Source organism: Mesonia oceanica (assembly GCF_902499555.1).
GTDB lineage: Bacteria > Bacteroidota > Bacteroidia > Flavobacteriales > Flavobacteriaceae > Mesonia > Mesonia oceanica.
On the sequence record NZ_CABVMM010000016.1, the window covers coordinates 50459 to 74389 of the forward strand.

25 protein-coding genes are annotated in these 23931 nt (G+C 34.7%); 13 read left to right on the forward strand and 12 right to left on the reverse strand.

Annotated elements, in window-relative coordinates; translation table 11 throughout:
* Window positions 1–5 precede the first annotated feature (5 nt).
* Window positions 6–1004 (forward strand): DNA-processing protein DprA, encoded by a 999-nt coding sequence (locus FVB9532_RS17360; protein WP_150546450.1) that lies wholly within the window; start codon window positions 6–8, stop codon window positions 1002–1004.
* A gap of 61 nt (window positions 1005–1065) precedes the next feature.
* Here FVB9532_RS17360 and FVB9532_RS17365 read toward each other — a convergent pair whose 3' ends face one another.
* Window positions 1066–1281 (reverse strand): helix-turn-helix domain-containing protein, encoded by a 216-nt coding sequence (locus FVB9532_RS17365; RefSeq protein ID WP_150546451.1) that lies wholly within the window; start codon window positions 1279–1281, stop codon window positions 1066–1068.
* A 95-nt stretch (window positions 1282–1376) separates the two neighbouring features.
* On the opposite strand from FVB9532_RS17365, the gene FVB9532_RS17370 reads away from it, so the two are divergent.
* Window positions 1377–1586: a SymE family type I addiction module toxin gene (locus FVB9532_RS17370; RefSeq protein WP_150546452.1), complete on the forward strand. Its 210-nt coding sequence runs from the start codon at window positions 1377–1379 to the stop codon at window positions 1584–1586.
* Between the two features lie 75 nt (window positions 1587–1661).
* Here FVB9532_RS17370 and FVB9532_RS17375 read toward each other — a convergent pair whose 3' ends face one another.
* The 4 genes from FVB9532_RS17375 to FVB9532_RS17390 form a co-directional block, all read right to left on the reverse strand.
* Window positions 1662–2288, reverse strand: coding sequence for an FMN-dependent NADH-azoreductase (locus FVB9532_RS17375; protein WP_150546453.1), 627 nt, complete (start codon window positions 2286–2288; stop codon window positions 1662–1664).
* Between the two features lie 168 nt (window positions 2289–2456).
* A complete protein-coding gene (locus tag FVB9532_RS17380) occupies window positions 2457–3164 on the reverse strand; it encodes a Crp/Fnr family transcriptional regulator (RefSeq protein WP_228482384.1) in 708 nt (235 codons plus the stop codon).
* A 176-nt stretch (window positions 3165–3340) separates the two neighbouring features.
* The gene (locus FVB9532_RS17385) at window positions 3341–3817 is read right to left on the reverse strand and encodes a GNAT family N-acetyltransferase (RefSeq protein ID WP_150546454.1); all 477 of its coding nucleotides are present in this window, start codon (window positions 3815–3817) and stop codon (window positions 3341–3343) included.
* Window positions 3817–4206 (reverse strand): GNAT family N-acetyltransferase, encoded by a 390-nt coding sequence (locus tag FVB9532_RS17390; protein WP_228482385.1) that lies wholly within the window; start codon window positions 4204–4206, stop codon window positions 3817–3819. Before FVB9532_RS17390 ends, FVB9532_RS17385 begins: the two co-directional genes overlap by 1 nt.
* A gap of 132 nt (window positions 4207–4338) precedes the next feature.
* Between FVB9532_RS17390 and FVB9532_RS17395 the strand changes: the two genes are divergently transcribed.
* Window positions 4339–4770, forward strand: a complete 432-nt coding sequence (locus FVB9532_RS17395) for a MarR family winged helix-turn-helix transcriptional regulator (RefSeq protein ID WP_150546456.1) — start codon at window positions 4339–4341, stop codon at window positions 4768–4770.
* A 147-nt stretch (window positions 4771–4917) separates the two neighbouring features.
* Window positions 4918–6042 carry a GAF domain-containing protein gene (locus FVB9532_RS17400; RefSeq protein WP_150546457.1) on the forward strand — a complete coding sequence of 375 codons (1125 nt, stop codon included), beginning with the start codon at window positions 4918–4920 and terminating at the stop codon, window positions 6040–6042.
* Between the two features lie 26 nt (window positions 6043–6068).
* Here the strand turns inward: FVB9532_RS17400 and FVB9532_RS17405 are convergent, their stop codons facing one another.
* From FVB9532_RS17405 to FVB9532_RS17425, 5 genes are all read right to left on the reverse strand, one after another.
* On the reverse strand, window positions 6069–6479 hold the full coding sequence (locus FVB9532_RS17405; protein ID WP_150546458.1) for a response regulator: 411 nt from the start codon (window positions 6477–6479) through the stop codon (window positions 6069–6071).
* Window positions 6463–7941 carry a PAS domain-containing sensor histidine kinase gene (locus FVB9532_RS17410; protein ID WP_150546459.1) on the reverse strand — a complete coding sequence of 493 codons (1479 nt, stop codon included), beginning with the start codon at window positions 7939–7941 and terminating at the stop codon, window positions 6463–6465. Before FVB9532_RS17410 ends, FVB9532_RS17405 begins: the two co-directional genes overlap by 17 nt.
* Before the next feature lie 316 nt (window positions 7942–8257).
* The gene (locus tag FVB9532_RS17415; RefSeq protein WP_150546460.1) at window positions 8258–8644 is read right to left on the reverse strand and encodes a hypothetical protein; all 387 of its coding nucleotides are present in this window, start codon (window positions 8642–8644) and stop codon (window positions 8258–8260) included.
* Window positions 8645–9097: a Panacea domain-containing protein gene (locus FVB9532_RS17420; protein ID WP_150546461.1), complete on the reverse strand. Its 453-nt coding sequence runs from the start codon at window positions 9095–9097 to the stop codon at window positions 8645–8647.
* Between the two features lie 156 nt (window positions 9098–9253).
* Window positions 9254–10459, reverse strand: a complete 1206-nt coding sequence (locus FVB9532_RS17425; RefSeq protein ID WP_150546462.1) for an MFS transporter — start codon at window positions 10457–10459, stop codon at window positions 9254–9256.
* A 610-nt stretch (window positions 10460–11069) separates the two neighbouring features.
* On the opposite strand from FVB9532_RS17425, the gene FVB9532_RS17430 reads away from it, so the two are divergent.
* Both FVB9532_RS17430 and FVB9532_RS17435 read left to right on the forward strand, forming a co-directional pair.
* Complete coding sequence (locus tag FVB9532_RS17430; RefSeq protein ID WP_150546463.1) at window positions 11070–11261, forward strand: hypothetical protein; 192 nt, start codon at window positions 11070–11072, stop codon at window positions 11259–11261.
* A 45-nt stretch (window positions 11262–11306) separates the two neighbouring features.
* Window positions 11307–11768, forward strand: a complete 462-nt coding sequence (locus tag FVB9532_RS17435; protein WP_150546464.1) for an RNA methyltransferase — start codon at window positions 11307–11309, stop codon at window positions 11766–11768.
* Between the two features lie 65 nt (window positions 11769–11833).
* On the opposite strand, the gene FVB9532_RS17440 is transcribed toward FVB9532_RS17435, so the two are convergent.
* Window positions 11834–12838 carry an alcohol dehydrogenase gene (locus FVB9532_RS17440; protein WP_150546465.1) on the reverse strand — a complete coding sequence of 335 codons (1005 nt, stop codon included), beginning with the start codon at window positions 12836–12838 and terminating at the stop codon, window positions 11834–11836.
* Window positions 12839–12960: 122 nt separating this feature from the next.
* Between FVB9532_RS17440 and FVB9532_RS17445 the strand changes: the two genes are divergently transcribed.
* Together FVB9532_RS17445 and FVB9532_RS17450 are read left to right on the forward strand one after the other, a co-directional pair.
* Window positions 12961–13644 carry a hypothetical protein gene (locus FVB9532_RS17445; RefSeq protein WP_150546466.1) on the forward strand — a complete coding sequence of 228 codons (684 nt, stop codon included), beginning with the start codon at window positions 12961–12963 and terminating at the stop codon, window positions 13642–13644.
* Between the two features lie 76 nt (window positions 13645–13720).
* Window positions 13721–14215, forward strand: coding sequence for a GreA/GreB family elongation factor (locus tag FVB9532_RS17450; RefSeq protein ID WP_150546467.1), 495 nt, complete (start codon window positions 13721–13723; stop codon window positions 14213–14215).
* Here the strand turns inward: FVB9532_RS17450 and FVB9532_RS17455 are convergent.
* Window positions 14209–15474, reverse strand: a complete 1266-nt coding sequence (locus FVB9532_RS17455; protein WP_150546468.1) for a carboxypeptidase-like regulatory domain-containing protein — start codon at window positions 15472–15474, stop codon at window positions 14209–14211. The genes FVB9532_RS17450 and FVB9532_RS17455 overlap by 7 nt on opposite strands.
* Window positions 15475–15622: 148 nt before the next feature.
* Here FVB9532_RS17455 and trhA point away from each other — a divergent pair, with 148 nt between their 5' ends.
* From trhA to FVB9532_RS17480, 5 genes are all read left to right on the forward strand, one after another.
* Window positions 15623–16264: a PAQR family membrane homeostasis protein TrhA gene (gene trhA / locus FVB9532_RS17460; RefSeq protein WP_150546469.1), complete on the forward strand. Its 642-nt coding sequence runs from the start codon at window positions 15623–15625 to the stop codon at window positions 16262–16264.
* A 64-nt stretch (window positions 16265–16328) separates the two neighbouring features.
* Window positions 16329–18257 carry a M1 family metallopeptidase gene (locus FVB9532_RS17465; protein ID WP_150546470.1) on the forward strand — a complete coding sequence of 643 codons (1929 nt, stop codon included), beginning with the start codon at window positions 16329–16331 and terminating at the stop codon, window positions 18255–18257.
* A 210-nt stretch (window positions 18258–18467) separates the two neighbouring features.
* Complete coding sequence (gene era, locus FVB9532_RS17470; protein WP_150546471.1) at window positions 18468–19352, forward strand: GTPase Era; 885 nt, start codon at window positions 18468–18470, stop codon at window positions 19350–19352.
* Window positions 19353–19442: 90 nt separating this feature from the next.
* Complete coding sequence (gene der / locus FVB9532_RS17475) at window positions 19443–20747, forward strand: ribosome biogenesis GTPase Der (RefSeq protein WP_150546472.1); 1305 nt, start codon at window positions 19443–19445, stop codon at window positions 20745–20747.
* A 199-nt stretch (window positions 20748–20946) separates the two neighbouring features.
* Window positions 20947–23931 (forward strand): beta strand repeat-containing protein (locus tag FVB9532_RS17480; protein ID WP_150546473.1); only part of this gene is annotated, 2985 nt, incomplete at its 3' end.

A 23931-nucleotide genomic window follows, 5' to 3' on the forward strand; every position in this document is an offset into this window, starting at 1 on the left:
ACAAAATGAAGTATACGGATAACGCAATAAATATAATAACTGCCAAATCTTATAAAGGAATAGGTAATGCTTGGTTGGTTAAAAATTTGAAAGGAAATGAAGATGTGAGTACAATCGTTTCTCTTCTAAATAATAAAATTAGTGAGAAAACCAGTATTGCAGAATTTAAGCATTTGAAAGAAATGTTTGAGAAAAAACTTAGTGATAAATTTCAGGATTTCTGTGATGGTATTGTAGCTATGGGTGATAATGATTTTCCTCAATATCGTGGAAATGTAAAAGATAGTGAAAAACCTGTTTTCCTTTATTATAAAGGAGATATTAATCTTTTACGTATTGAGAATAAAAATATATCTGTAATAGGGCTTTTAAGTCCTGATGAAGATATAGAAGAAAGGGAAAGAAATGTTGTTTCGGAATTTGTAAAAAATGGAGCTACAATAGTTAGTGGATTAGCATTAGGCTGTGATAGTATTTCTCACAAAGAAGCTTTAGATAGAAACGGCAAAACAGTGGCTATTTTACCGAGCCCACTTTATAATATTATGCCTGCTACAAATAAAGGTCTTGCTTTCCAAATTGTTGAAGAAGGTGGATTGCTTATAACTGAATATGGTAATGATTTTAAAAATGGATTGGAATTAAGTAGTCGTTATAAAGAACGTGATCGGTTACAAGCTTTATTTTGTGAAACAATAGTATTGTCTGCAAGTTATGCTCAAAATAGTGCAGAAAGATGGAAATTATTTGGTGAAAAATTAGATAGTGGGGCTCGTTTAGCAATGGAATATGCCAAAAAATATAATATTCCAAGGGCAGTTATGTATGATAAAAATCTTGATGATTGTAATCCAATGTTTGATTTAAATCGAGACTTGATTAAGGAACAAAAAGAAATTACAGTAATTGATCAAATTAATATTTCGGAAATTGTAAATAAGATTATGGATAACAGTAGTAAAATTAAAAAGTTAAATACCGTTCAAGGAAATTTATTTCATTAAAATAATTTAAGAGAATGAAAAATTATTTATAAAAATGAGAATTCTTTCAAAATCTCTAAAACTAAAAATCCACCAACTTTTTTAAAGGAACTTCTAAGGCTTTAGCAACTTCTAAAAGCGAGTAGAGGGTTGGATTTACTTTTCCATTTTCCAGTTTTTCAATTGCCTGTCGGTCTTTTGCACAGGCACGGGCCAAATCTGATTGGCTCCATCCCTTTTGACTTCTTAATTCAACAATACGTTGACCAATTTTATTTTTAAGCTGCTCTTTATCCACAACACAAATGTCAATTAATTATACGACAATTTTGTCATACAAGAATTTGACAAATCAATTAAAATTAATAGTTTTGTCATATATAAAGATGACAATTGAGCACCTTCAGAATTTTAAAAATATATAGTAAATTCCGTAATCGCAGATGGCGAAATAATTACACTGTTCCCGAAATCCGACTTCAAGGAAAATGGCTAGAAAATTTAGGCTTTAAAGAAGGCGCTCAAGTAAAGATTAAAGAGCAACATCATCAACTCATCATCACCGTTCTTCAGCAAGAAAAAGAAGGAACTAATCAAACATAATGAGATAAACCTAAAAACCCATTCCTTCGATAACCAACAAAAAGCACTTCAACCTTACCAATTTCAGTCAGACCATTAATCAAGAGCCCTGATTTTTTCATAAATCATTTGTTTCGATTGCTTAAAAAGTTCCCCACCAAACTCCTCATTATCCAACGAGATAACCCGCGTATCTTTTACGCCCATCATTCCGAAAACAAATTTTAAATAAGAAGTCTGAAAATTCATCAGTTCATTTTTCTCCCCTTCCGCATAACCTGTATCGCCCCGTGCTGAAAGAATAAAGAGTTTTTTACCGTTCAATAAGCCCACATAATCGCCATCGGGCACGCCAGATCTAAATTTCCAGGTTTCGTTAATACGCATAATTTGGTCGATATACGCTTTTAAACCGCTAGGGATTGACCAGTTGTACATTGGGGTAGCCAGCACATAAATATCGTGTTCCTTGATTTCACGTACCAGTTCATCACTCAGCATCACCCCACGCTGATTTGCTGTTGTCCGTTCTTCAGGCTTTATAAACGCACTCGCAATCCAAGCCTCATCGATGGGTGGAATTTCCACCAATCCCACTTCGCGATACGTAAAAGTGTCTTTAGGATGTTTACTTTTCCAGTTTTCAACAAATAATTCAGCGAGCTTTCTACTTTGTGATCGCTCTTCCCTAACGCTGGAATTAATGATTAATACTTTGTCCATTTTTAACTTTTTAAGTTCAGGACAAAGCTGAGGAATATTCAGCTTAAAAAAATTGACCTAGTTCAAGATGAATTTTTTATCTGACTTCGATCGTATCGTTTTTTATCATTTTGGGGCATTGAGTGAATTTTCGTAGAAAATTTGTATCGAAATGTTCCCAAAATGAACTCAGCTATTTCGAATCCGACTTAAAAACTCGGCCGACATATTTAAATACGAAGCGATGAGGTAATTGGGAAACCGTGCTGAAATAAGCGGATACCTATTTTGAAAATCTACATACCGCTCTTGGGCATCGAGTACCTGATTGAAAATAATTTTTTGTTGTAGCGCGCCTAGGTAACGTTCTAGAATGATTCTGAAAAAACGTTCGAGTTGAGGAAGTTCTTCCAGCAATTTTTGAAAGGACTCGTAAGAAATCTGGAGCAGCTGGGTATCTTCTACCGCCTGAATGTTGTAAATAGAGGGCGTTTGCTGCTGAAAACTATGCATATCGGTAGCCCACCAATCTTCAATCGCAAAATAAAGAATTTCTTCTTTGCCGGATTTCGGATTGATAAAATAAGCTTTTAAAGCACCTTTTACGACAAAATTGTCGGTTTTGCAAACCCTTCCGTTGCGCAATAAATATGCTCCTTTTTGTAAAGCTTTTTCAGTCCAGTAGTGAGAAAAAACTTTTTCTTCCGCCTCCGTAAGCTTTACAATGCTATTTACTTTTTGTAGAAGTTGTCCCGTCATTTCAATGTTTTTATACGGAATTGAAATTACAAATTTGTCAGTTCGTTGTGTAGTAAAACATCCCAAAATAACATACGAGTACTCAAAACCAAAAACCGTAATCGATTTTTCTTGAGTTGAAAGTCTAAAAGTATTCATCCTGGACGTTCAATTTTATCATTTTGGGTCATTGAGTGAATTTTCGTAGAAAATTTGTATCGAAATGTTCCCAAAATGAATAACCGACAGGGAGCTTTATAGACTTCAATTTAAAAAATATTCTAGGATCCTTAAGTCCATTGGCAACTTAAAGCATCAAATTAATCTAGCAAATACTATAGTGTTTTCAGCATCCAGATGTTACAGGAAGAATGTCCTGAATTTCCTAAACATTCATCCAAGCTTTTAAAACCCAATTTTTTGTACCAAGAAACCGCATTGGAAAATTCGGGTAAGCTTTCCAGGTAAAGTTCCCGGTACCCAAATTGCAGGGCAGAAGCCAGAGAAGCCTCCATCAATTTTTTCCCTAAGCCTTTTCCACGAGCTTCTTTGCTGATGTAGAATTTAACCAGTTCGGCACAGCCCTCAGGCAAACCTTCGGTAGGATATACACCGCAACAACCTAGGATTTTCCCTTCATCTTCAGCTACCCAAAGTTCAGCTTTTTCTATTCTGAAGCATTCATAAAGACTGTTCGTGGCCGCATCAGAATATACCGTTCCTTCTTTTGGTGCATTATATTCTTCGAACACATGCTTAATCAAGGTGGCCACTGCTTTATTATCGGTTCTTTTTATTTGTCTAATTTCCATTAGTGTAGTTCTAATTTCATATGATTATGCGGTATGCCTACCTCTGTAAAGGTTTCGCCGTAGGTGGTGAAATCTGCTTTTTTATAAAAGTCGACCGCATAGTGTCGGGAATGACACTGAATCTCTTTTAAGGATTTACTTTTGGCAAAAGTGATGATTTCCTTAAGCAATAACTGACCTATACCTTTTCCCTGAACATCGGGATCTACTGCCATTTGTATCAATTGCGCTAAGGTTTTATGTTCTTCGGAAGGAACCAGCACCGCACAGCCAATCACGTTGTCATTCTCTAGTGCTACAAAATGCCAAGAGCGCTCGTCGTGCATCTCCCAGGAATGATCGGGAATCCCTAGGGGGCGTAGCAATACTTTATTGCGAAGCTCACGCATCTCCTGATAATATGGAGAATGGGTATTTATATTTTTTATACGGATCATAGCTGAATTTTAGTATAAGATGTTGTATATTACTTGACAAAAGCAAATATAATTAAAGATACTTGATATAAGCAAGTAAATTTTATGAAGGAGATTGAAATTATACATAGTATTCGAAAATTCAACCGTAATTATGTGAGAAGTATTGGCTTGTTAGAAAAAAGCTTTTTAAACACGGGGTATTCGCTTACCGAGTCTCATATTTTGTATATCGTTAAAGAACAGGGCAAGACCACCGCAACCGAAATTAATAAGGTATTGAATTTAGATGAAGGTTATTTAAGCCGAATCATCAAAAAACTGATTTCAAATTCGATATTGACCAAAGAAAAATCAAAAGACGATAAGCGCGTTTTTAAAATTAGCTTAACAGAAAAAGGCATCAAAGAACAACAAAAGCTCGACGATTTATCTTCCGATTCCGTAGCCGGTATTATTTCACATTTATCCCTTCCTGAACAGGAAGAATTGGCCCATTCTTTTAATAAGATCATGGGCTTGCTGTATGGGGAATGAGTTGGGGATAGTATTGAAGGCGGGGTTTGAAAATTATTTTAAATTTGTATATTGTATTAATTATATAAAACCCTAAAGAGAAGGTTTCTTGATAATAATGTGATAATATATTATATTTAGACCTTTAAAATTGATATTGGCACTTGTATGATCCACGATAAAAAGCGTTTAGATGATTTAAAGTCGTATAAGATTTTAGATACTTCACCCGAGGAACAGCTTGACCAGATTACAGAACTAGCTTCGTTGATTTGCGATACCCCTATTTCGCTAATTACTTTATTAGATGATAAACGACAATGGTTTAAATCTAATAAAGGGCTTAGTAAGCCACAAACAAATGTCACACATTCTTTTTGTCAATATGCTTTAGGTAATCCCCAAGAGGTATTAGTGGTTAATGATTCTTGGCAAGACAGTCGTTTTAAAAATAGTGAATTAGTAGTTAATGATCCTAAAATCCGTTTTTATGCTGGTGCACCTTTAGCAACCAGTAACGGAAATGTTCTGGGAACCCTTTGTATAATCGATACTAAACCAAGGGAAATTACTGAAAATCAAAAAAAAGCCCTTGAGATTTTGGCTAAAAAAGCTATGGGACATATTGAATTGAGAAAGATTTTTCTCGATCAGAATAAAACCATTGCTATGGGCGTTCATCGGCTAAATAAACTTACTCAAAATATACCTGGTGGTATTTTTCAGCTACGTGTAAAGCCAGATAACTCATTTAAATTTGAATTTTTAAGCGAAGGGATAAAGGATCTACATCCAGATATAAATATTGATGAGTGGCTGAAAAATCCCTCTTTAGGATTTTCGCTTATACATCCAGATGATCTTAAAAACCTTAGGGAGACTCTTGCTGATTCAGTTAAAAATAATACTAATCTTTATTATGAATATAGAGTGAATTATGGTGATGAAATACATTGGCATTCTGTAAAAGCGCATCCTGAATACACTAAAAATGGGGACACTATTTTATATGGGGTTTTTAACGATATAAGTAATCACTATGAGTACCAATCTGCCATGGAGCAAATTTCTTTTGATATTTCCCATAAATTAAGAAAGCCAGTCACGAATTTATTAGGCTTAACTCATTTGGCGGAAAATAATCTAAATGCAACTAAAAAAGAATTGAAAGAATATATAGGTTATATTCAAATGGCTTCTGATGAATTAGATAAGTTTACAAAACAACTCAATGAAACTTATGAGTGGAAAAAACAAAAAATTGCCAATAGCTCTTGGGAAAAAAGTAATTAACTCAATTATTTGTATTTAAATAGCGATTATAAATTTTTTACTTTGGTTAACTGGCATATTTTTTTCAATTTTTTCAAATCGATAGGTTTAGTGATATAGTCTTTAACCAAAGGATGATTATGTGCTTTTTTAATGTCTGTATGATCTACCGATGAAGAAACGATTAAAATTTGAAGCTTTTTTGCATTTTTCACTTTAATAATGCTATCTAGAAATTGCCAACCGTTCATAACGGGCATATTAATATCTAGCAAAATGACTTCCGGTAGGTCTAGGTTTTCTTCCAAGGCTACACTAAAGTGCTCGTAAGCTTCTTGGCCATTCTTAAATATTAAAAAATCATTGCAATATTTTTTAAGTTGGAATAATTTTTTTGTTCCAAATCTAAATAACTTATCATCATCAATGATACACAAAAGGTTAAACTCTTGTTCCATTTTTTAAAAATACTTTAAAGTTAGACCCTTTATTTATTTCACTTTCTACTTGTATAGAACCTCCTAAGGCTTCTATTTGGTTTTTGGTAATAAATAGTCCTATGCCACGGGAATCTTTATGCTGGTGAAAGGTTTTGTACATCCCAAAAAGCTTTTCTCCAATTTTATTCAAATCCATTCCTAGCCCGTTATCTATTACCTCAAGGCTAATGAGGTTGTCTATTTCTTTTGCAATTATTTTTATTTTTAATTCTGTTTCTGGTTTCCTGTATTTAATGGCGTTGGTAAGTAAATTCAATAAGATGCTTTCTAAATAGGCAGGAATCGCTTGTACTTTTAATTGATGATCTACTTCAGTTTGTATATGAGCATTTTCAGATTTTATTAGAGCAGAAATATTTTCCAACGTCTTTTCAATGTAGTAAAGCAAATTTAGACTTTCTATATTTTTCTTATCTGTATTTTGCATGGCAGCCACTTCGTTAAGATGGTTGATGGTCTCACTTAAATTATCTACCGATTGCTCGAAAAGAGGAATAAGTTCATTCTCCTCCAATTCAGGATAATCAGAATGCATAAGCTCTAACAGCATCGATAAATTACCGGAATGTGATTTTAAGTTATGTGAGACAATATGCGCAAAATTTACTAAGCGATGGTTTTGATCTGTAGTGATATCTAAATAGGAAGTAAGTTTTTGTTTACTTTCATACTGAGCAGATAGATCAATTACTTGTGCTAAAAAATTTAATATGCGACCATTAATATCTCTTATCACAGTTAAAACTAAATGGATATGTAATGTATTTCCATTTTTATGTTTTAAGTTTTTTTCTGTGGTATAGGTTTTAATTTTTCCTTCTTTTAATTTATTAAAACCTTGAAGAAAACTTTGTAAGTCTTTTTTGTTAATATATTCATTAAAATAGGTTCCTTCTATAGCTTCACAGGAATACCCTAAAATCTGGCAAAACCCGTCATTGGTATTTTTGATGAGGCCTCTTTTGTCTAAAAATGCAATTCCTATACTCGTATTTTTTAATACATCGTTAGTGATTTGTAACTGTTTGTGAAGGTGTTCTTGTTTTCTTTCTTCTTTATCTATGTTTTGAAACAAGCCATAGATACTCACACATTTGCCATCTTCAAACTCTGGGATTCCAATAGCCCTTACCCAAATATTTTTACTTTTAGCCGTGGTTATTTTTACTTTTATATCGTATTCTATATTATGATGGATCGCTTTATTAAAGCTATCTTTAATAAGTTTTAAAGAATAGGGATCTTTATAGAAGCTCCAAATATTTTCAAAATCACATTGATAATCTTCATCAACTTCGTGAATTAATTTCGTGACTTTACTCCAATAAATTTCTTCTTTTTCAAAATCTATCTCCCAACTACCCATTTTGGCATAGATAGCGGTTTTTTCAAGTAACGATTTAAAATTTTGTCGGTGCATAAGTTTTTTATTAAAAACGAAGTTTAGCGCTCTTAGGTTTTTGAAAGTGCAAAAAACTACAATAAGATTTTACATGTCATGAAATTTTCAATATTTTATGATTTTTTATTAAATCGAAATTCGATTTACTTCAACGAAAATAGGTTGATTAGATAATTTGAAGTCTGCTTTTCGATTAATGGAAGTTTCTTTATCGTTGAATTAATAAAAACTATAGATAAGCTGTATTTTTGTCTATTATCGATAAATATGTTTAAAAATTAAATAAGCTTAATTTAAGGGGTCATTAAAAAAGAAATGAAAATCTTTTTGCGTATTAAATATCCCTTTTGGGGAATAAATTCTTAATCACTGTTAGGTAGAAAATTAGAATAGATGCAGTAAGAGTTCCGCAGACAAAGATGAATTCGTTTTCTGTTATTCTAAAGTAATGGATGCTAATAAAGGCGTGTAGTAAAATGAAGATAGCAATAAAAATTGCCCATATTGCTGAAAACCAAAAAGCTTTTTTTGCGTTTTCCTTTCTTAAAGCTCGTTCAGATTCTTGGTTTTCTTTTTCTATAAGAAGTTTGTGAAACTTAACCCAAGTATCAATATCGTCCATACTTCCGGTGAAGAGTTCTTTTGATTCTTCATTCTCGGTTGTGTTTAAGGAGGGATTTTCAACAGAATTTTTAAAATAGTCTTCGTAATCTTTACCCATTTACGAAGCTATTTTATTCTTATAATATTCTTTAATGATGGATTCATCAATATTGATGTTGTTGAAGTTAGGCTTAAATACTTTGTCCCAAGGAGTGTTTTTTTCGTGGGTTAATTCAGATAAACTTATTCCTGAAACGTTTTTGTATTTATTCCATAATGCTTGTAGGAATTTTTTATCCTCTTCAGAAAGCTTATTTTTAGCATGTAGGTCTAAAACTACCGGATTTACATTATGATAGCCAAATGGTTTGATAACGTAATATAGTTCTGGGATTACAGGACCATATTTCCAAGCTTGAATTTGATTGGAAAATAAAGATTTATTGAAGAAAGCTAAGTAATACCCCTGCGCAATATAAGTTAGCTTGAGAAGTTTCATAGGATCTACTCCTTTGTTCTCTTTTTGTGCTAACTCGACAAAATATTTTGCTATGTCAAAACAGTTGTACATACGTTACTAACTCCTTTTTATTTTTTGAATGTTATTGATATACAAATATACAAAAATTTTTAATTGGTATTTGTAGGGTACTGTTAATAAGGTTACAAGAAGCTATTATGCATTGCACGTGTAATTGTAGTAATTCAAACCATTAAAAATATATGATTAACGACTCGGTTTCTTTGTGAACAGTAGGTATGAAATTATCCCAATTAAAACACATGTCATAGCGAATATTCCAATTTTTAGGGGTAGGAGCGGATTTTCATAGAACTTATCATTGAATACACTGAAAATTATATGAAATAATCTCGTTGGTATAAATGCTAGACTTACCATAATGGCCAAGTATTTTGGATTAGTGTATTTCGTTAAGATAGAATAAATAACGGGTGCAATGTGAATTTCTGAAACCCCTAGAAAAAATAAGGATACTAAATAAGTAATCACATGTTGTTCAGTAGGGATTTCCGGGATTAGAAATAGAATTCCTAAAGCTATTATTCCAAAGATAAAACCGAGCATTAATTTAAAAAATGGATGGCTATAGACATAGGTCCATACCACAATAGCAATGAGGCTAATGGGAAAAATAAAAACAGAGTTCATAGATTCCCATAGATATTCGGAAAGATAAAATGATGATATCTCTTTAAATTGAAATTGTAAATTAAAAATCCGAATGCCAGAGCTTTCGTAAACGCCCCAAAATAGACCAATTGCGAAAAATGCAATGAGGATGTTTAGAATCCTTTTGACTATTGAAGAGTTGCTTTTTACAAGTTGATGAATTGTTTTCTCTTTTGAAATAAGAATAGGGGTTAGAGATAGCAACATCATTATTCCAGCAATAATAAACCCGCTACGATAACTTACTTTTTCGTTTAAGTATCCCATGAATAATACTCCCAAAAACGAACCTAAATTGACAGCTAGGTAAAATATGGTATAGCCAGAATCTAAGAGTTTGGAGTTGTTTAAATAGAGCTTCCCGAAATTCGAGATGATATTTGGGGTGAAAAACCCGCTTCCCAAAACCACTAAAAATAAACCCACATAAAGCCCGAACAGGGAGGGGAGAGATAAGCAAAATGCCCCTATAGCTTGTAAAATACCTCCCAGAAGAATTGCTTTTCTATTTCCTATCAGTAAATCTCCCATGAAAGCCCCGATGATTTGTGAAAAAATCAATGAACCGGTAAACCAACCGTAAATACTAAAAGCTTCATCATCTTCCATGTGTAGTGTTTCTCCCACCATATAGAGTATAACCAGCGACCGAAGTCCATAATAAGAGGCTCTTTCGAGTAGTCTTGATAAACTATAATGGGTAATTTGAGTAGGGTGCTTTGGATTTTGAATTTTTTCCATGAGGTTGGTAAGTTGGTAGAATTGGTTTTGAAGTAGCCTTGTGGTTAGAAAATTAACTTTATAACTATAAACTTAAAATCGGCGATAATTTTTAGAAGTATTCCTAATAGGTATTGATCTAGTTAATACTTTATATGATGGTTATATTTTCTTTTTACAGCTGAAAATAAAAATTAATGAGGTGAATAGTATTAGTTTGACTGATAAAGTTTTCATAGATGGTAGTTTATCTATTTGATGAATATTTTCTTAAATGTTACAATTTTTAAGTTTAAAATTAGCTATTGTTCTACAATAGGAATATTTAAATTATTTGGCACTTAACCTTACAAGTTTATACTCAAAACTAAAATTCGCAAGGATTTATAAAAGTAAGCGGTAGGTTACTCTTAAACTTCAAGACATATTTATATAAGAGTGTTAAAAAAACAAAATGGGAGTTCTGAAAATACCGATTATCTGCTTTATTTACACTTCAACTATTACGGATTTTGATGGTGTTAGATCATCTTTAATAAAAGTTTAAATTTAATTTTTTCAGGTGGTATTTCTGGGTAGTATTCTTACTTTAGTTTCCTGAGAATTTAGAAAACTCATTATTATTGATATTATGAAAAAAATAATTACCCTATCCAGCTTATTCTTTTTATTGTTTGTTTCGGCACCAGTATCTGCTCAAGATTTACCTCCGATATTTGATACTTATGTAGATGATGAAACTCCTCCTCCAGCTCCAATTACAGGTCTTTTGCCTCTAGGGATAGCAGTAGGAGCTTATCTAGGCTTTAAAAAATTAAAATAGAATACAATTACAAATTGTTTACTTTTACCTTGAAGTAATATTACCATGGTAAACAATTTAGAACAAGGTTATTTTGGTATTGGTATACAGAATGGTAAAACCCCTGAAAATTTAGGGGTTTTATGGCGTTCTGCTCAAAATTTAGGGGCTAGTTTTATCTTTACCATAGGCAATAGGTACCATAAACAGGCATGCGATACCCATAAAGCGGTTGGAGCCATGCCTTATTTTCATTATAATAATCTAGAAGAATTCTACTGTAATTTACCTAAAAGTGCCTTATTAATTGGTGTGGAATTAACCGAAGAAGCTGAAAGTCTCGAGGAGTTCAATCATCCCCGTCGAGCTGTTTATTTATTGGGAGCTGAAGATCATGGCTTAACCAATCAGGCTATTGAAAAATGCCATAAACTAGTAAAATTCAAGTCACCAAAAAGTCTAAATGTTTCGGTAGCCGGGAGTATTGTCATGTATGATAGAAATTTAAAAGGAACAGTGATTCTTTAACTTATAAAATAAATAGCCGGGAATTCCCGGCTATTTATTTTATAAGTTTTGATGAGGTTCACATTTTAGGGTTTGAGAACTATCCTAAACCTCGCTTCATTATTCATCATTTTTTCAAAAGCTTCATTTACTTGATCTAGTGGATACTCCTCAATCATAGGTTTGGTGTTGGTCATTGCACTAAAATTTAACGTATCTTCAGAATCAATGGGTGTTCCACTGGGCCAGCCAGCAATTGTTTTTCTCCCCATGATTAATTGCATGGTAGAAACCTCCATGGCTTCTCCGGTAGCTGCAACGGTAAGTAATTTTCCGTCAATTCCTAACCCATCCACTACGCTAGAGATAGCCTTCCCACTAGGAGCTGTTGCCAAAATTAATTTTGCTCCGCCCAATTCTTGAAGTTTTTCAGCGGCATTGTCTTTTTTGGCATTAATGAAATCGTGAGCTCCTAATTTGTGGGCTAAATCTTTTTTATCGTCACTAGTGGAAATGGCGATGGTTCGCATACCCATTTTGTTGGCATATTGAATGGCTAAATGGCCTAAACCGCCAATACCTTGAACCGCTACTAAATCTCCCGCTCTTAATCCGGCATTTCTCATCGCATTAAAAACGGTTATCCCTGCACAGAGTAAAGGTGCAGCTTCTGCAGATTTTAATTTTTCAGGGATGGATACCACTGCTTCTTGAGGAGCGGTCATGTATTCTGCATAACCTCCATTGTAAGATATTCCGCTAATCTTTGCATGATCACAACTCACAAAATCACCTCTTCGACATGGCTCACATTCAAAACAATGACCTCCATGCCATCCAATACCAACTCGTTGATTTTTATTCCATTGTTTAACCTCACTTCCCAATTCTTCGATGGTACCTACAACTTCGTGTCCGGGAGTTCTAGGATATTCTAGTCCCGGAAAAGCTCCTGTTTTTACAAAATTATCACTGTGGCAAATTCCGCAGGCTTCAACTTTAATAAGAATTTCGTTAGGTAGTGGAGAAGGCTTGTCAATTTCTACTAATTCAAAGTCACCATTTTTAGCTTTAATCTGTGCTGCTTTCATTCTTTTTATTTTCAAGGTAATTGATTTATTTTAATCTAAATTCTAAGTTTTTGTTAATCATTTAGTTGGAATCTTAATTTTTGGTAGATTATTTGTTTTTTTGTTACAAAACGCATTTGAAAATGAAGAAGATTTTAATTTTATTGATGATGGCCACTATGGCTATTAGTTGTACAGAAGATGAAGGGAATGTAACTGAAGTAGAAAAGAATACTGAAGAACCTCCTAAAGAAATCGAGAGCAGTTTGGCATTAAGGGCCACCCTTGAAAACATGAAGGAAGTACAAGGAATAACCGGCAGATCTGTTCAAAACGAATTATGTTTTCAATTTGATTATCCTATCGTTTTATCCTATAATGACGATTCAACAGTAGAGGTGACTACCTACAATCAATTACTTAGTCTTTTGTTGGAAGAAACTGTAGAATTACACATGGTAGGAATTCAATATCCATTTGCTGTTATTCAGAATGATAGCAATCAAACTATTAATGAGGAATCAGAGTTTCAGGCTTTAATTAGCGATTGTGGATACGATTATATTGATGTTAACGATGTTGTAGCTCTTACCGACGATTGCTTTACAGTAGATTTTCCAATTACTGTATATGTTAACGGAGAAGCTGAAACCTTTACAAGTCAAGCACAGGCTCAAGAATTTTTCGTTAACTATTCTGGCACTATCGAATCTATTAATTTTGATTATCCTTTTACTGTGATAATGACAAGTGATGATAGCCAAATGACTATTAGCGATGATTATGAATTGATAGATCTAGTGGAGAATATTTGTAATATCGAATAAAATTTATTATATTACAGTAATCCCTTTTCGGGCTTCGGCTTGGAAGGGGATTTTTATTAAATAAAAATAACGGATTATGAGTAGAGGATTTGTAAAAGAAGAAGACCAAGAAGAAGCTCCGATCATACCTCCACGAGCAGCTCTGCCAGCAGGCGTTACCAACTATGTGACTCCAAATGGTTATGAGGCTTTACAACAAGAATTAAAAGATTTAGAAGGAGAAAGATCTTCTTTAGATACTAAAAATGAAACAGAAAAGCGAAGGGCTGCAGGAATCATTGATGGTAAAATAAATTTACTAAAAGAGCGTATAAGTACGGCAAGGATAATTTACTTGAATGAACAACCTAAGGATGAAATACGTTTTGGCGCTAAAGTGGAATTAATGATAAATGGTAAACCACAAAAATTTCAGATTGTAGGAGTAGATGAAGCCGATATTAAAAAACAAAAAATTGCTTTTGTAGCTCCGTTAGCAAAAAAAATAACCGGAAAAAAAGAAGGAGAAGAGTTTGATTTCCGGTTAGGTGAAGAGAATAGAAAAATTAAAATAAAAGCTATTGATTATTGAATTTTATCTTTGATTTTCTCAATAGCATTCAGGATAGATTTATTGGGCTCTATAATATTGTTTTGCCCCCAAAAGTTTTCATCGCTAAAACCGGAAACGTCATCAATCATTACGATAGAAGGCTTAATCTCTTCCGCATTGACAGTCCAGTTTTTAGAATAGGGGGCTCTGTTAGTGACGATCATTTCACTAGTGAGCGTATAACGAGAGTTAAATAGCTTGTTTTTCCAATTTACAACAAATTTCATATAAGCATTTCCATAGCTATAATACCATTTACCATCGCTTTCATTGTAATCTATCTGGTAAGCCGTTTCAATAGGGAAAACTTTAGAACCTCCGGGTTTCTTTTTTACAAACATGTTCATAGCGCTTTTTCTGTCATCTACATTTAAACTATAATCGGCCTTTACTAGCGTTAATGTTTTGGCGTCTATATAAAGCTTTCCATAATACCAAGGCTGTGCATGGTTGAGCTCTTTAAACTTTACTACGTATAAATATTTATTGCCTAATTGGGTAGGAGATTCAAAATCAAATTGATAACCTTCAATACTGTTCTTAAAAAATAAAAACTCCGGGTATTTCATGATATCCGTAAAAAGGGGAGTGTAGGGGCCTCCTCGAAGTTTAAAAGCAAGGGTATCTAAGCTATTATATTCAGAACTTTTTCTAGCTTTATACAATGATAATTTATCCTTTTTACCAGAGTGGTAAGGTTGCTTATTAATTTTAACCACTGCTTCAGCTAAAGATACATGATGGTTTCGCTGTTGAATATTTTCTCTGTAAAATGCAGTTAATACCAAAGGCTCATTTATGTAATTAGTGCCTTTGTTAGCTAGGGTTTGCCTAACTAATTCTTTTGCATTAGTGGCTGAGAATAATTGTACTTCACTTAATTCTTCTGCAGCAGGTTCAAGGGAAATAATAGTATAAGGTAGCTCAAAATAATTTAAATGAATATTTTTAGATTGGTAACCAAGTACAGAAATAGTCACTACTGAATTAGAATTGGAAGAAGGTACTTTTAGTGAAAACTCACCTTCGCTATTGGTGATGGTTGAAATGGTTGAATTTTTAATGTGTAGGTGCGTAGAAGCAATTTCATCAGAAGATTTTGCATCCACTACTTTTCCTTTATATTCGGTGAAACTTGAAGTAAGTTGTTGAGCAATCAAGGGTTGAACACTAAATATTAGTAATATTGTAATAAGAGCAATATAAATTCTGTTAGAAGTAAATTTGATAAATTTCATAGCTGTTATTTTAAGTTAAACAACTGTGGATTAGTTTTCTAAATGTACTTAAAATAGATGAGTTTAAATAGTTAAATTTTAGTGATTTCGTAATAAAATAAGGCTTATTTTATCTTATTGTTATTGAAATGGTTTTTAAAGTAAAAAAATGGGAGGGAAAATACATTTTTATTCTAAAAAAGAAGAAGTACTAAATGTAGTTACCCATGCGTTTGGGATTGCCTTAAGCGTTTTGGGATTAATTTTGCTAATTCAAAAATCGATACATCATTCCAATCCGACTTATTTTGCGAGTGCTGTGGTCTTTGGGCTGAGCTTGCTCTTGCTTTATACTGCTTCTACCGTTTATCATAGTGCCTCTAAAAAAAGGTGGAGGTATAGGCTCAATATTTTAGATCATTCGGCTATTTACATTCTTATTGCTGGTACTTATACTCCTTTTTCCTTAATAACACTTTCCGGCACTACCGGTTGGATTATTTTTTCGGTGGTTTGGGGTATAGCCCTTATTGGTGTCTCTTTAAAACTGTTTTTTACTGGAAAATTTAAAGTGATTTCTACTATTATGTATGTTTTAATGGGGTGGATTATCATTTTTGCCATTAAGCCCCTCTTAGAAAATTTACCTTCAGGAGGTTTATTTTGGTTATTTGCCGGAGGAGCTTTCTACACCTTGGGAGCAGTTTTATTTTTAATAGAAAAATTGAAATTTAATCACGCTATTTTTCATGTATTTGTTTTAGCCGGATCATTTGCACATTTTATGGCTATTTACGACTATGTTCTGTAAAATTGAAATTTAATATTGATACTACTTTTCTTAAATTAGCAGAATTAAACCTTAAATAAACTTTATGTACGCAAAAAAGAGTTCGCTTTTAGGATACCTAGCGTTTTTAGCCCTAATATTCACGGCACATTCTCAAGAAGTTAAACAAAACAATCAGTCGCTTTTTGATGGTTTTATGAACCGTGGAGGAAATGTTTACAGAACAGCCTCCGGTAAACCCGGTCCGGAATATTGGCAAAATAGGGCCAATTATGAAATTGAAGTTGAACTAAATGATGAAGATCATACCATCACTGGAAATTTAACCATTGAATATATTAATAACAGTCCAGAAAAACTAGATTTTATTTGGCTGTATGTAGAACAAAATAGATTTACCGAAAACTCTAGAGGAACATTAACTACACCTCCGGGAGGTAATCGATATAACGGAGATACCCGCGGTGGTTACGATATTAGTAATGTTCAGGTAGATGGCGATAACGCCGAATACCTTATTGACGATACCCGAATGCAGATTTTTTTAAAGGAACCTTTAAAGGATCAAGGTGATGAAGTAGAACTTTCGATGAGTTTTTCCTTTACAATTCCGGAAGAAGGGATGGATCGTATGGGAAGGTTGAAAGTGGAAGAAGGTTGGATTTATGCCTTGGCCCAATGGTATCCAAGAGTAGCTGTTTTTGACGATGTTACCGGATGGAATGTAGAACCTTATTTAGGAGCAGGAGAATTTTACCTAGAATATGGAAATTACGATTATAAAGTTACGGTACCTTATGATATGATAGTAGTAGGGTCCGGTCAACTTCAAAATCCAAAAGAAGTGTTGACCAAAACCCAATTGAATCGTTGGGAGAAGGCTTCAGAAAGTGAAAAAACGGTTTATATTATTCAACCTGAAGAAGTAGGTACAAAGAAAGCATATAAAAAATCGTCGGGTAAAAATACTTGGCATTTCAAAATGGAGAATACACGTGATGTAGCTTTTGGAGCATCAAAAGCTTTTATTTGGGATGCAGCCAAAATGAATTTACCTAACGGCAAAAAAGGGATGGCACAATCTGCTTATCCAAAAGAGAGCGATGGCCAAGAGGCTTGGACGAGATCTACAGAATACACCAAAGCTGCCATAGAATTTTATTCAAAAAAATATTATCCTTATCCCTATAAAAATGCGGTAAACGTTGCCGCAGCAGTTGGAGGAATGGAATATCCCGGCTTAAGTTTTTGTAGTTGGAAATCTAAAGGAGCTTCACTTTGGGGAGTAACCGATCACGAATTTGGTCATAATTGGTTCCCGATGATTGTGGGTTCTAATGAAAGAAAATATGCTTGGATGGATGAGGGTTTTAATACCTTTATCAATCATTATAGCTCCAATGCTTTTAATAATGGCGAATATCCATCGCATCTAGAAAAAACCCGACAAATAAAACCTTATTTAATAAAGGATTCTCGAGAAGGAATAGATAATTATCCTGATGTTACTAACCTTAGAAATTTAGGCTATACTGCTTATTACAAACCCGCTGTTGGGTTAATTTTATTAAGGGAATATATTTTGGGAGAAGAAAGATTTGACAGAGCATTTAAATCTTACATAAAAACCTGGGCTTTTAAGCATCCACAACCCGCAGACTTTTTTAATCATATAGAAAATGTAGCCGGAGAAGACCTTAATTGGTTTTGGAAAGGTTGGTTTTATGGAAATGAAAATATAGACCTTGCAGTAGAAGATGTTTCTAAAAAAGAAAACGGCTACATGATTACGTTAGCCAATAAGGGAGGAATCCCCATGCCTATGAAACTCAATTTTACTTTTGAAGATGGTAGTACTGAAAAACTTAACCTTCCTGTAGAGATATGGCAACGTGGTGATTCTTGGGAATATTTATTGGAAACTCCTAAAAAGTTAGAAAAAGTAGAATTCGATAAAATGAAACAAGTGCCGGATATTAATTCTTCAAATGATGTTTGGTCCATTTCAAATTAAAAAATAATTTATAGAATAACCTTTTAAGCTTATCTATTGAGAAGCTTTTTCTTTGTTAAGATATTTGGTGAATATTTCAGGAGCTAAACAATCTCCATCTCATCGATTGATCATAGAATAATATTTCAATAAAAACTATTTAGGCCATTCTTTTTCTAAAGAGTGGCTTTTTTAATTTATAAGCTATCTTTGCAGCAATAAAATAAGATTATGGCACATAAAGCAGGATTTGTAAATATTATTGGTAATCCCAATGTTGGGAAATCAACCCTTATGAATGCATTTGTAGGAGAACGCTTATCAATTATTACTTCCAAAGCACAAACTACCCGTCACCGAATTTTAGGAATTGTAAACGGAGAAGATTTTCAGGTGGTATTAAGTGATACTCCCGGAATCATTAAACCCGCTTACGAGTTGCAATCTTCCATGATGGAATTTGTGAAATCTGCTTTTGAAGATGCCGATGTTTTGATCTATTTAGTGGAAATAGGAGAACAAGAGTTAAAAGACGAAAATTTTTTCAAAAAAATTACGGCTTCGAAAATTCCAGTTTTATTATTGTTGAATAAAATTGATAAAAGCAATCAAGGCTTGGTAGAAGAACAAGTAGCCTTATGGAAAGCAAAAGTTCCCAATGCTGAGGTTTTTGCAATCTCTGCCTTAGAAAATTTTGGAGTGCCCGAAGTATTTAATCGCATTTTAGAATTATTACCAGATTCACCACCTTTCTACGATAAAGAAGCACTTACCGATAAGCCTGAACGTTTTTTTGTAAATGAAATTATCCGTGAAAAAATTCTACTCAATTACAAAAAAGAAATTCCATATAGTGTAGAAGTAGAAACAGAAGAATTTTTTGAAGAAGAAGAAATTATCAGAATGCGAAGCGTGATTATGGTAGAGCGCGACTCCCAAAAAGGGATTATTATTGGCCATAAAGGAAGAGCCATCAAACACGTAGGTATCGATGCCCGTAAAGACTTAGAGAAATTCTTTGGCAAGCAAGTGCATTTAGAACTTTATGTAAAAGTTAATAAAAACTGGAGAAGCAGCGATACTCAATTAAAGCGCTTCGGATATCACAAAAAATAAAATCACAATATAAATTTTACAAAAACAAATTTCAGAAACCTTAAAATCTATATTTTAAGCTGTATTTTTGTGCCGTAAATACCTTTAGATATGAGCAATATAGTAGCTATTGTAGGAAGGCCTAATGTAGGGAAATCCACTTTTTTTAATCGTTTAATTCAACGTCGGGAAGCCATTGTAGATTCTGCGAGTGGAGTTACGCGCGACCGTCATTATGGAAAATCAGATTGGAATGGTAAAGAATTTTCGCTCATAGATACCGGAGGTTACGTTTTGGGAAGTGACGATGCTTTTGAAGCAGAAATCGATAAACAAGTAGAATTGGCCATTGAAGAAGCTGATGCTATTATCTTTATGGTAGATGTAGATTCTGGAGTTACCCCGATGGACGAGGATGTGGCTAAATTGCTAAGAAGGGTTGATAAACCTGTTTTTCTAGCGGTCAACAAAGTAGATAATAGCGCTAGAGCAGCAGATGCCGTAGAATTCTATTCTTTAGGATTAGGTGAATATTATACTATTGCGGGAATCAACGGAAGTGGTACAGGTGATTTATTAGATGCATTGGTAGAAGCTTTACCTGATGAAACAGAAGAAGTTGAAGAAAACTTACCAAGGTTTGCGGTGGTAGGGCGTCCAAATGCAGGTAAATCATCTTTTATCAACGCTTTAATAGGAGAAGAAAGATATATTGTTACCGATATTGCCGGAACCACCCGGGATTCAATAGATACTAAGTACAATCGGTTTGGTTTCGAATTTAACTTGGTCGATACCGCAGGAATTAGAAGAAAAACTAAAGTAAAAGAAGACTTAGAGTTCTATTCCGTGATGCGAAGCGTTCGTGCGATTGAGCATTCCGATGTGTGTATCCTCATTTTAGATGCTACCCGTGGCTTCGATGGTCAGGTACAAAATATCTTCTGGTTGGCTCAACGTAACCGAAAAGGAATTGTTATTTTAGTGAATAAGTGGGATTTGGTATCGAAAGAAACCAACACCATGAAAAAAATGGAGGCTGATATAAAAAAGGAAATCGAACCTTTTACAGACGTCCCCATTGTGTTTATTTCTGTATTAAACAAACAGCGAATATTCAAAGCGATAGAAACAGCAGTTCAGGTATTTGAAAATAGGAGCAAGCGTATAAAAACAAGGGAGTTAAACGATACTCTTTTGCCTATTATTGAAAATACTCCGCCGCCGGCCTATAAAGGGAAATATGTAAAAATTAAATTTATTACTCAGTTACCCACGCCGCAGCCGCAATTCGCTTTTTTCTGTAATCTTCCCCAGTATGTAAGAGATCCCTATAAAAGATTTTTAGAAAATAAACTCCGCGATAAATTTGGGTTTACAGGAGTTCCTATTTCTATCTATATGCGAAAAAAATAAGAGTTTTGCCTATTTGTTGTTTATGGTGATGATTTTATAATTAACAAAATTTAACACTTAAGAAGTAATTTAATAATAACTTTTGCTTTTAATCGTGGTTTTTGCATTTTTATCGGTATATTTGTCCGAATGAAAATGTAGATAGATTATTGTTTTTTGAATTATTAATTTAAAAAACTTTACACAAAGCCCCACGTGTATGAGGAAAACTTTACTTCTCTCCCTTACTTTTTTATGCTTTTTTTACGCGAAATCTCAGGTTGGCGTGGGTACCGATTTGCCAAATTCTTCCGCACAGTTAGACATACAAGCGAAAGATAAAGGTATTTTAATTCCTAGAGTTAACTTAGAAAGCATTACCGATCAACAAACAATTTCTTCAGGAAACGTACAAAGTTTATTGGTTTTTAATACAAATAATAATGCTGAAGTTGTTCCCGGATATTATTATTGGTATGATGGAGAATGGAGAAGATTTTTAATTTCAGGAGAATACTTGCCTGAAACAATAACTTCTGTTTCCAATAACTCAGATGGAACATTTACCTATATCAATGAAGAAGGAATCGAAGTAACCTTCGATGCGAACACGACCAGTTTTATCAATAACAACGATGGTACTTATACTTTTACGAATGATAATGGAGAAAGCTTAACGGTTGATATCATTAATGAAGTAGCGACCGATATCCAAAACCAAGGTGATGTTTACAATGAGATCATCAATTTGTTGGAGGCCAACAGTGATGTACTGGTAGATAATGGCGATGGCACTTTTACCCATACTGCGGTAGATGGAACACAGCTGACCTTTGATGCGAACACGGTCAGCTACACGAACAATAATGATGGTACTTATACTTTTACGAACGACAACGGGGAAAGCTTAACAATCGATATCATCAATGAAGTAGCGACCGACATCCAAAATCAGGGTGATGTTTACAATGAGATCATCAACTTGTTGGAAAGCAACAGTGATATACTGGTAGACAATGGCGATGGTACTTTTACCCATACCACGGTTGACGGGACCGAGCTAACCTTCGACGCAAACACGACCAGTTTTATCAATAACAACGATGGCAGTTATACTTTTACGAACGACAACGGAGAAAGCTTAACAGTCGATATCATCAATGAGGTAGCGACCGATATCCAAAACCAGGGCGATGTGTATACGGAGATCATCAATTTGTTGGAAAGCAACAGCGATGTACTGGTTGATAATGGCGATGGCACCTTTACCCATACTGCGGTTGACGGGACCGAACTGACCTTCGATGCCAACACGGTCAGCTACACGAACAATAACGATGGCAGTTATACTTTCACGAACGATAACGGAGAAAGCTTAACAGTCGATATCGTCAATGAAGTAGCGACCGATATCCAGAACCAAGGTGATGTTTACAATGAGATCATCAATTTATTGGAAAGCAACAGCGATGTACTGGTGGACAACGGCGATGGAACTTTTACCCATACCGCGGTAGATGGAACGCAGCTGACCTTCGATGCCAACACGGTCAACTACACGAACAATAATGATGGTACTTATACTTTTACGAACGACAACGGGGAAAGCTTAACGATCGATATCATCAATGAAGTAGCGACCGATATCCAGAACCAAGGCGATGTGTATACGGAGATCATCAATTTGTTGGAAAGCAACAGCGATGTACTGGTAGACAATGGCGATGGCACCTTTACCCATACTGCGGTTGACGGGACCGAACTAACTTTCGATGCGAATACGGTCAGCTACACGAACAATAATGACGGGACTTACATCTTTACCAACGACAATGGGGAAAGCTTAACGGTTGATATCATCAACGAAGTAGCCACCGATATCCAAAACCAGGGCGATGTGTATACGGAAATCATCAATTTATTGGAAAGCAACAGCGATGTATTGGTAGACAATGGCGATGGAACTTTTACCCATACCACGGTTGATGGGACCGAGCTGACTTTCGATGCCAATACGGTCAGCTACACGAACAATAATGACGGGACTTACACCTTTACCAATGACAATGGGGAAAGCTTAACGGTTGATATCATCAATGAAGTAGCGACCGATATCCAGAACCAGGGTGATGTTTATATGGAGATCATCAATTTGTTGAATACCAACAGCGATGTACTGGTGGACAACGGCGATGGAACTTTTACCCATACCGCGGTTGACGGGACCGAACTAACTTTCGATGCGAACACGACCAGTTTTATCAATAACAACGATGGCAGTTACACCTTTACCAACGACAACGGGGAGAGCTTAACGGTTGATATTATCAATGAAGTAGCGACCGATATCCAGAACCAAGGAGATGTGTATACGGAGATCATCAATTTGTTGAATACCAACAGCGATGTATTGGTGGATAATGGCGATGGTACTTTTACCCATACTGCGGTTGACGGGGCCGAACTGACCTTCGATGCCAATACGGTAAGCTACACGAACAACAATGATGGTACTTATACTTTTACCAACGATAACGGAGAAAGCTTAACGGTTGATATCATCAATGAAGTAGCAACCGATATCCAGAACCAGGGTGATGTTTATACGGAGATCATCAACTTGTTGGAAAGCAACAGTGATGTACTGGTGGATAATGGCGATGGCACGTTTACCCATACTGCGGTAGATGGGACCGAACTAACTTTCGATGCCAATACGGTAAGCTACACGAACAACAATGACGGGACTTATACTTTTACGAACGACAATGGAGAAAGCTTAACGGTTGATATCATCAATGAAGTAGCGACCGATATCCAAAACCAGGGCGATGTGTATACGGAGATCATCAATTTATTGGAAAGCAACAGCGATGTACTGGTAGACAATGGCGATGGTACTTTTACCCATACTGCGGTAGATGGGACCGAACTAACTTTCGATGCGAATACGGTCAGCTACACGAACAATAATGACGGCAGTTATACTTTTACGAATGATAACGGGGAGAGCTTAACAGTCGATATCATCAATGAAGTAGCGACCGATATCCAAAACCAGGGAGATGTGTATACGGAGATCATCAATTTGTTGGAAAGCAACAGCGATGTACTGGTAGACAATGGCGATGGCACCTTTACCCATACCGCGGTAGATGGAACGCAGCTAACCTTCGATGCGAACACGGTAACCTACACGAACAAT

What these genes read in the sequence shown, in the direction of transcription:
- trhA (WP_150546469.1), top strand. Translation starts at nt 15,623, where the DNA reads ATGGGAGGGAAAATACATTTTTATTCTAAAAAAGAAGAAGTACTAAAT.
- FVB9532_RS17440 (WP_150546465.1), bottom strand. Translation starts at nt 12,838, where the DNA reads ATGAAAGCAGCACAGATTAAAGCTAAAAATGGTGACTTTGAATTAGTA.
- FVB9532_RS17405 (WP_150546458.1), bottom strand. Translation starts at nt 6,479, where the DNA reads ATGGAACAAGAGTTTAACCTTTTGTGTATCATTGATGATGATAAGTTA.
- FVB9532_RS17400 (WP_150546457.1), top strand. Translation starts at nt 4,918, where the DNA reads ATGATCCACGATAAAAAGCGTTTAGATGATTTAAAGTCGTATAAGATT.
- FVB9532_RS17375 (WP_150546453.1), bottom strand. Translation starts at nt 2,288, where the DNA reads ATGGACAAAGTATTAATCATTAATTCCAGCGTTAGGGAAGAGCGATCA.
- FVB9532_RS17425 (WP_150546462.1), bottom strand. Translation starts at nt 10,459, where the DNA reads ATGGAAAAAATTCAAAATCCAAAGCACCCTACTCAAATTACCCATTAT.
- FVB9532_RS17395 (WP_150546456.1), top strand. Translation starts at nt 4,339, where the DNA reads ATGAAGGAGATTGAAATTATACATAGTATTCGAAAATTCAACCGTAAT.
- era (WP_150546471.1), top strand. Translation starts at nt 18,468, where the DNA reads ATGGCACATAAAGCAGGATTTGTAAATATTATTGGTAATCCCAATGTT.
- FVB9532_RS17430 (WP_150546463.1), top strand. Translation starts at nt 11,070, where the DNA reads ATGAAAAAAATAATTACCCTATCCAGCTTATTCTTTTTATTGTTTGTT.
- FVB9532_RS17420 (WP_150546461.1), bottom strand. Translation starts at nt 9,097, where the DNA reads ATGTACAACTGTTTTGACATAGCAAAATATTTTGTCGAGTTAGCACAA.
- FVB9532_RS17450 (WP_150546467.1), top strand. Translation starts at nt 13,721, where the DNA reads ATGAGTAGAGGATTTGTAAAAGAAGAAGACCAAGAAGAAGCTCCGATC.
- FVB9532_RS17455 (WP_150546468.1), bottom strand. Translation starts at nt 15,474, where the DNA reads ATGAAATTTATCAAATTTACTTCTAACAGAATTTATATTGCTCTTATT.
- FVB9532_RS17385 (WP_150546454.1), bottom strand. Translation starts at nt 3,817, where the DNA reads ATGGAAATTAGACAAATAAAAAGAACCGATAATAAAGCAGTGGCCACC.
- FVB9532_RS17445 (WP_150546466.1), top strand. Translation starts at nt 12,961, where the DNA reads ATGAAGAAGATTTTAATTTTATTGATGATGGCCACTATGGCTATTAGT.
- FVB9532_RS17415 (WP_150546460.1), bottom strand. Translation starts at nt 8,644, where the DNA reads ATGGGTAAAGATTACGAAGACTATTTTAAAAATTCTGTTGAAAATCCC.
- FVB9532_RS17465 (WP_150546470.1), top strand. Translation starts at nt 16,329, where the DNA reads ATGTACGCAAAAAAGAGTTCGCTTTTAGGATACCTAGCGTTTTTAGCC.
- FVB9532_RS17360 (WP_150546450.1), top strand. Translation starts at nt 6, where the DNA reads ATGAAGTATACGGATAACGCAATAAATATAATAACTGCCAAATCTTAT.
- FVB9532_RS17410 (WP_150546459.1), bottom strand. Translation starts at nt 7,941, where the DNA reads ATGCACCGACAAAATTTTAAATCGTTACTTGAAAAAACCGCTATCTAT.
- der (WP_150546472.1), top strand. Translation starts at nt 19,443, where the DNA reads ATGAGCAATATAGTAGCTATTGTAGGAAGGCCTAATGTAGGGAAATCC.
- FVB9532_RS17435 (WP_150546464.1), top strand. Translation starts at nt 11,307, where the DNA reads ATGGTAAACAATTTAGAACAAGGTTATTTTGGTATTGGTATACAGAAT.
- FVB9532_RS17380 (WP_228482384.1), bottom strand. Translation starts at nt 3,164, where the DNA reads ATGAATACTTTTAGACTTTCAACTCAAGAAAAATCGATTACGGTTTTT.
- FVB9532_RS17390 (WP_228482385.1), bottom strand. Translation starts at nt 4,206, where the DNA reads ATGCGTGAGCTTCGCAATAAAGTATTGCTACGCCCCCTAGGGATTCCC.